This window comes from Algoriphagus sp. (assembly GCF_024305035.1).
Taxonomy (GTDB): Bacteria; Bacteroidota; Bacteroidia; order Cytophagales; family Cyclobacteriaceae; genus Algoriphagus.
Genome location: NZ_JAMWZB010000040.1, coordinates 2,174 through 9,714, shown reverse-complemented (window position 1 = coordinate 9,714; position 7,541 = coordinate 2,174). Strand labels below are relative to the sequence as shown.

General features: G+C 41.5%; 5 protein-coding genes. 4 read left to right on the top strand and 1 reads right to left on the bottom strand.

What is annotated here, in order from left to right:
- Together Q0L00_RS17870 and Q0L00_RS17865 are read left to right on the top strand one after the other, a co-directional pair.
- On the top strand, nt 1–1,803 hold a 1,803-nt coding region (locus tag Q0L00_RS17870), incomplete at its 5' end, for a DUF4157 domain-containing protein (RefSeq protein WP_297338260.1).
- A 326-nt stretch (nt 1,804–2,129) separates the two neighbouring features.
- The gene (locus Q0L00_RS17865; protein WP_297338259.1) at nt 2,130–2,576 is read left to right on the top strand and encodes a hypothetical protein; all 447 of its coding nucleotides are present in this window, start codon (nt 2,130–2,132) and stop codon (nt 2,574–2,576) included.
- A 344-nt stretch (nt 2,577–2,920) separates the two neighbouring features.
- On the opposite strand, the gene Q0L00_RS17860 is transcribed toward Q0L00_RS17865, so the two are convergent.
- Nucleotides 2,921–5,365, bottom strand: coding sequence for an FtsX-like permease family protein (locus Q0L00_RS17860; protein ID WP_297338258.1), 2,445 nt, complete (start codon nt 5,363–5,365; stop codon nt 2,921–2,923).
- Between the two features lie 557 nt (nt 5,366–5,922).
- Between Q0L00_RS17860 and Q0L00_RS17855 the strand changes: the two genes are divergently transcribed.
- Both Q0L00_RS17855 and Q0L00_RS17850 read left to right on the top strand, forming a co-directional pair.
- Nucleotides 5,923–6,489, top strand: coding sequence for a tail fiber protein (locus Q0L00_RS17855; protein WP_297338257.1), 567 nt, complete (start codon nt 5,923–5,925; stop codon nt 6,487–6,489).
- A gap of 132 nt (nt 6,490–6,621) precedes the next feature.
- Nucleotides 6,622–7,541 (top strand): Ig-like domain-containing protein (locus Q0L00_RS17850; RefSeq protein ID WP_297338256.1); only part of this gene is annotated, 920 nt, incomplete at its 3' end.

Sequence of the window (7,541 nt, the reverse complement as noted above, 5' to 3'; positions counted from 1 at the left end):
TCGATGGAAGAAGAGCAGCTTCAAATGAAAGGGTTAGAAGAGGAGGAGCTACAAATGAAATCGGGGGTTGAGTCCACTACCGGTCAACTGCAGCAGGAGGATAGTGCCACCAAACCCGAAAATAAAACGGGTCTTCCGGATCAGCTTAAAACAGGAGTTGAAAATCTTTCCGGGTATAGCCTGGATGATGTTCAGGTCCATTATAATTCAAACCTTCCCAATCAACTGAAAGCTCATGCCTTTGCCCAGGGAAGTCAGATTCATATTGCTCCGGGTGAGGAAAAGCATTTGGCACACGAAGCCTGGCATGTGGTTCAACAAAAGCAAGGACGCGTAAAGCCAACCCGCCAAATGAAAGGGAAAGTCAATATTAATGATGATGAGGGTCTGGAACGAGAGGCAGACGTCATGGGAGCAAAAGCTCTTCAATTGGGCGATCCCAGCCACGCACAATTAAAGGAGGACCAGATCGCGATGGGATCAAGTACCCAACTGGTTGTACAAAAGGTCAATAAAGAAGAAAGGCCGGTTTTTGATGAGAAGGTCGCCGAACTCATTCAGCAAGCGAAAGCCATTGTGACCGCCTTAGCGAAAAAAGGAGTAGACTGGGAGTCACGGTACCGGGACAAGGGAAAAGAAAAGGCGGAAGAAAAAACGAAGGGGTTGATCTCCGGAGAAAAAGAAGAAACCAACTATCCCAAAGAAGCTCTTAAATTGATCTGGGGACAATTAAGCAAAGAGGAAAAGTTGGAAATAGCCAAGGAAGTAGGAGGGACCTTGTGGGAGGCTGTCAAGCAAATGCCAAGTATGCCTGATTTTCCCAGTATCGAACTTGGAGGCTCTGAAGGCAGCTCTAGGAGTTCGGGTTCTGAACCCAAGAAAGAAAAACCCAAGAAAGAAAAGGCCAAGAAAGAAAAACAGGAAAGTGATTCGGGGGATTCTTCAAGTTTAATTGCAAGGGCTTTGAGTGAAGTAACTCTGGAAGATGCCAAGCAAGCCTATGATCTTTATCAGAAATACAGGAAGATCAATAAGAAAATAGAAGAAGTAAAAGGCAAAGTCATCGATACCTCAGGGAAAGTAGGAGGAGAAGTGGGAGGCTTTTTTGGAGATATTCGAAACCGAATTGAATTTGCCAAGCAGTTTGAAGATCAAAGAAGGGCCTTTTTTATGGCTCAAAAACGCTATGAAGTCCTTGCGGCCCAAGTTGCTGGGGATCCTCGATATGCTGCACAGCTTGATGCTTTGCATGGCGCCCTGATCAAAATTCAAGGTCCGGGAAGAGTTTATTTAGGCCTAGAAGGAAATTGGAATCAGAGTTATTTTGAGGTTTGCGCCATCGCTCTTCACAATTTAAGGGATTCTGAGTCAGTTTTTCGAAAAGTGATCGGTGCAGTTGGAGAATTTGGAGAAGAAGCCTTATCCTTTTTAGGGATTAAGGAAAAGCCAAAGGAGGATGCACGACAATTGGACAAGCCAAAATCATTGCCTGCTGCCCAGGCAGCCATGCTTTCAAAATTGACTACCGTGACCAATAAAAGCTGGAGGTCAAAAACTTTCTTTTTCTTTACTCCCAAAGGGATTTCGGAAATCAAATCCCTGATTTCAAAAGGTGGAGAACCTGCTGAAATTCTTGCTAAAGTAAAGACAAAGGCTGAAGGCTTCGGTGGGCTGGACAAAAGCTCCAATCGAAGTGCAGAAACTCAAATTCTTTACGATGCTTTAGCCAAGGTCAATATCAATGATTTTACCAGTGTCTGGGCCGCTACCTCCAAGTTGGATGATGTGCTTGGGATGATTTGATCAGCAGGTACCTATGAGGATTGGTTAAGGGAATTTCATCTGTTTATAATTTGCTTTTTAGCAGTCATATGGAATCTCGCAATTCTAATCCTCCCGGTGTGTGACGGGTACGTCGTGCTCGATTTCATCTGTTTTTCAGCGGTCATATGGAATCTTGCAGGGTTGATCCTCATCCCCCTGTGTGATGGCAACACCATGCTCGATTTCACCTTGACTTCGGTACAAATCAAGAGCCTGTATGAGTTATTTTTTGATTTGGTATCATTTTTACCAAATTCAAGTATCGAGGTAGAGCAAATTAACGTAAAGATGGAAAAGGCATTGCTATGAAAAATATCTTAGAAGTAAGTTTGGTTATACTCTTGTTTGGATCCTGTAAGGAAACAGTAGACCCATTACTTTCACAGTCAGAAAATGTATGGGTGTTTTCAGGGTATGAACAGTTGTTTTCGCTCAATCCTCAATTCGTTCCGGTACAGGATTCCTTGTATACCTACCAATTTGAGGAAAACGGGAGATTCATGAAAATTCTTGGGGAATTTGAATTGGTAGGAAGTTATGTCGTGAATTCCGAATTGAGTACTCATGGGGATACTTATGTGTTAGAATATGATGATAACTCCCTTGATCTTCATCAAAGCAACACCGAGTTTCCACTGATTCATACCTGCTTTGAAGGGGTGGAGTATATGGTTCTTGAGGAGGAAAATACCTTAAAAGGAAGCTGGGGAAGCTGCGATGGACCTACCCTTTACTTTTCGAGAGGGAACTAAGAAATCAAAGAGGTTTAGATTGATATTTCTTTTGATAATCTGGTTTATTTTGATGATAGCCTACGATTTGATCGGTTTATTTGAGTTTGAATTTACAAGGTTTTGGTTTGTCTATTTTAATTTTTCTAAACCTTAATTTTGAAGAAGCATCCAATAAAGAATTATCATCAACGATATAACCAGGTGTTTGAAAAAAGAATAAGGAAAGCAAGCTAAGGCTTATTCCTATTGGGCTAACTGAGTAGTTTCAAGGATTGAACCTTGACCAAGAGGACGTTTAAATTCAATTTTGTAATATATTGATTAAGTGGGGGTAGAACCAATAAAACAACTCATTTTCATATTTATTCAGCTTTGAGGGTTTTTACCGGATTAATCTGAGTTGCCCGATAAGATTGAAGGTATACGATCAAGAAGGTAAAACCCAGGCCAACAAGACAGAGTAAAGTATAACTGACTGCTGAAGGCCAGGCTTTAACAGCAAACTGTTCCAGCCAACTTTGCATCAGGTATATGCTCAAGGGGAGAGCTACAATCAAACCGACCAAGGTGATGATCAAATACTCTCGACCAAACATCCAAGAAATACTCCATTCCGAGGCCCCCAATACTTTTCGAACCCCGATTTCTTTGGTTCGGCCGGCTATGCTGAGTGCCACCATGGCGAAAAGTCCCATTGATGCGATTAAAATGGCTAGGCTTGCTGCCAAAAAGACCATTTTTCCCAAGCGCTCATCTGCTTTATACTGGGCTGCTACTGATTCATCCAAAAAGGTGAACTCAAAATTTTCACCAGGGAATACCCGGTTCCATTCTTCTTCAAGAGCAGCCTTAAATCCTTCAAAATCGGATGAATTAGCTTTGACCAAGACCCGGGGATTGGTATTCGAACGAATCATCAAGTTGCTGATTCCACTAAAAACCGCTTCGGGTGATTTGGCAAAAAGAATGGGCTCAATGGGCTGGTAAAGGGAGGCATGGTGAAAATCTTTTACAACGCCAACAATCTGATGTGGGGAAAACCGCGTGCTGGGTAATAGTTCTTGAGTGGGATCCTCCCAGCCAAATGCTTTAGCAAAAGATTCGTTGATCAAAAATGAACTGCTATCGGCACCAATTTGGGGATTGAGTGCGCGGCCTGATACCAGTTCCAGATCCAAGACGTCCAAATAATCTCCTCCAATGAAATTTACATTGAATTCAAAAATGCTTCCGTCTTCTAGCGGAAATGCCACTTCCCAAAAAGCTTGGTCTCCATATGTTCCGACTGTAATTCCTGCTGTGGCTACCTCTGATCGAGAGGCCAAGGCCTTCCGATAGCTGTCCGCTTTTTGAAAGCTTGCCTTCAGGGAGGTAACAAAACTAGTGGAAGGAACATCGGGAATATCCAAAATGAGCACTTGCTCTTGGTCAAAACCCAGATCATAATTTCGAATGGTATTCATCTGATTGAGCATGATCAGCGTAGCTGAAATCAACAGGAATGAAATAAAAAACTGAAATCCAACCAATCCTTTCCGAAGTCCCTGTTTTCCAAAACGGATAGCTAGTGGTCCTTTCAAGACAGCGATGGGTCTCATTCTGGAAAGATAAAAAGCAGGATAGGCTCCAGCCAATAGCGTAATGAGCAGGATCAACCCTAACAAAATTCCAAGCTGGGAAAGGGTATAGGAGAGGTCCAGCTCTTTTTCAAAAAGCGTATTGAATGTAGGCAGAATCAGCTCAGCTAGAATGATTCCTACTAGAGCTGAAATCAAAGTGATCAATAAAGCTTCTGTTAAAAACTGGAAAGTCAGCTGGGAAAAATTAGCCCCCATCGTTTTCCGTACGCCAACTTCTTTTCCACGAGTGGTGGCTTTCCCAATAGCCATGGTGGTGAAGTTAATGCAAGCAATCAGCAAAACGAGTATAGCTATGCCTGAGAGGATCCATAGAAGCGATTTTCGGGTGGTTTCCAGTCCGCCATCGCCTTGGCTTTCTGAAAAGTGCATTTCAGCTAACGGATGGAGTGTGAAATAAAACTCACCGGCTACATAATCTTCTCCCAAGGCAGACTTCATGACCGCCTCCATACGTTGGTGAATCAATTCAACGTCATTGGGATTCTGAAGCTTGACTAGGTTTTGTCCCCAGACACTATACCACGAAGTCATTCCTTCTGGATCCGAAAAAAAATCCATGTTAGCAATCGGCATCAATAGCTCAAAGTTAATTGAGGAATTAGCGGGAATATCTGCTAGCAAACCCGATACTTGGTAATCTTGAAACTGTTCACCCATTTTGAGGCTAATGCTTTTCCCTATGGGATTTTCCTCTCCAAAGTATTTTTTGGCAACAGCTTCAGTGACCACAATTTGATACTTGTCTTGGAGCTGCTGACTGATTTCTCCGGCTATCAGTTGAAAGCCAAACATTTCTAAAAAATCAGGATGAACCAATAAGAAACTTTGGTTTTTTCGGCTGTCATCGGGTAGCTTGGCTTGTACTCCTGCGGTAATAAATCCGGTAATTTTTTCAATCTGAGGAAATTCTTCCCGAAAAGTTGGCTCCACAATCATAGGAGAAGAAAAGCTTTCGATCATTTCTCCGTCAACCAGTTCATGACTTTTAATTCGAAAGATTTTTTCACTTTCAGGATGGAATGAATCAAAACTCAATTCGAACTGGACAAAAAAGAAAATCAAAATGCCAACTCCTAGTGCAATGGATAATCCAATCAAATTGATTCCGGTATAAAGCTTGTGCTTGAGAAGGTTTCGGGAGGCGATTTTAAAATAGTTTTTGATCATGGGGAGAGAATCAGTTAAAACGCTTTTCAACCAGTTTGATGCCAGCTAAAATACCCTTCTACACTTAGTATTGGGGGTTTTTAGATGAAGCAAAGGGGAATTAGCGAACAAATTTGTTCGCTTGCGGTCAAGAGGCTAATCTTTTTGATTAGCGGTAAGATGTTTTTTCATCGTTCCTGTTCCCACTAATTCATTTCGATTAATTTGCTTTTTTGCAATCCTTCGATTTACCCTTCCTTTCAAAATCAAAATTTTCAGCTTGCTAGATTTAAAGCTGAACGAGAACGAATTCCTGGCAGAGGATAGCTTTGAAGCGATCGAATTAGAGATCAAAATAATTCCTTTTTGGATTTGAAATAGTCAAATAAAAATGCGGGTTTTACAGGAAGATAAAAATTTTTTAAACTAGCAAACATTTGAAAATCATTTAAGTATAGGTTAAAGGCAATATGCTGCATTAAAAATGCAGGAGTTTAAATATACGTGTTTCCACGTATTTTTTTTATAAAGAAAAATTACATTATTCACCAATTATTTTCAACTAAAACACTTTAAACATGGAACCATTTATTGGACAAATCATGATGTTCGGGGGTAACTTTGCCCCAAGAGGCTGGGCTTTTTGCGATGGTCAGCTATTGCCTATTTCTTCTAATTCTGCGTTATTTTCTATTTTGGGTACTACCTATGGAGGTGATGGAAGAACAACTTTTGCTTTGCCGGACTTGAGAGGAAGATCCCCCATTGGCATGGGACATGGACCAGGACTATCCATGCGTCCCCAGGGTGAAAAGGGCGGTTCTGAAACCACCACTCTGAATGTTGCCAATATTCCCTCACATAACCATTCAGTAGCACCAGTCCCTGTGATGGCCAGTAACCAAGACGCTACCGAGCAAGTACCGGGAACAAATGGGGCAACTACGCTAGCTTCTCCCATTGCCAGTGGTAGACCTGCAGCAATTTACAACAGTCAAACTCCTAATGTCACTTTGAATACTTCAGGTGGTGCTGTTTCCTCAACAGGAAATACCGGAGGAAATATTCCCCTTAATAACATGGAACCCTTTATTGCCATGAATTATGTCATTGCGCTAGTGGGGATTTTTCCATCAAGAAGTTAATTATAATCAATAATTACGCTAGCTTTCTTTTGATACGATCATCCATCAGGTGGTTTAGATTCAAAGGAGAGCTAGCTCCTTACCAGAATTTCTATACCTCTCATAGATAATTTCTTAATAACTGAATTCCCCATGAAAGACATCTTTACTTTATCCAATTTAAAATGGGTTCTGATTATTTTAATTTTTCATTCTTCATTTCATGTAGCTTTTGGGCAAGCGTTTACTGAAACTTTTTCACAAACTGGGCCTGATCTTGTTACCAGTTTTAGTCGGGTTTATAATGGGGTTTCGTTTAACTATGAATTCACTTCTGATGGAGGTGGAGGTGATTTTGTTCATAATGAAAGCGCCGGGGATTTAAATGTTCTTTCTGGCGATACCAATAATGGTACTATTGAACGGGTGACAATAACACGTCAAGATGGGAACTCGTTTAACTTTAAAAGTATCGATATTGATAATTTAGCCGCGACTAGTTCTTCCCAAAATGTAACCGTAACTGGTAAATTAGCGGGAGGGATTGTAGCTTTTCAGACCATGGTTTTCGGAAATTCGGGAACCTTGACTTTTAATTCTGGTTCTGGAATTATTGTTGACTTAATAGAGATAACAGCAGGAGGGTTCGAGCCAATTTTTATTGATAATTTTTCTGGAGAGATAATCAGTATTAATACCCCGCCTACCGCCACGATAGAGGTTTTGGATACTCAATTAAGAGCTGGAGAAACGAGTTTGGTTACGATCACATTCTCAGAGGCAGTTGCTGGATTTACCACGGCTGATCTTACAGTAGCCAACGGTACCCTTTCCGGCTTAAGTTCTTCAGACGGAGGTATTACCTGGACGGTAATCCTTACTCCGAGCGCTGGGGTTACCGATGCGACCAATGTGATTACGCTGGACAATACCGGAATTGCTGATCAGGCAGGAAATGCAGGTTCAGGCAGCACAGATTCGAATAACTATGCGATCGATACCCAGCGTCCAACTGCCACGATAGAGGTTTTGGATACTCAATTAAGAGCTGGAGAAACGAGTTTGGTTACGAT

Bases quoted from the DNA above. Each gene is read 5' to 3' on its own strand.
- Q0L00_RS17865 (WP_297338259.1), top strand. From the start codon at position 2,130: ATGAAAAATATCTTAGAAGTAAGTTTGGTTATACTCTTGTTTGGATCC.
- Q0L00_RS17860 (WP_297338258.1), bottom strand. From the start codon at position 5,365: ATGATCAAAAACTATTTTAAAATCGCCTCCCGAAACCTTCTCAAGCAC.
- Q0L00_RS17855 (WP_297338257.1), top strand. From the start codon at position 5,923: ATGGAACCATTTATTGGACAAATCATGATGTTCGGGGGTAACTTTGCC.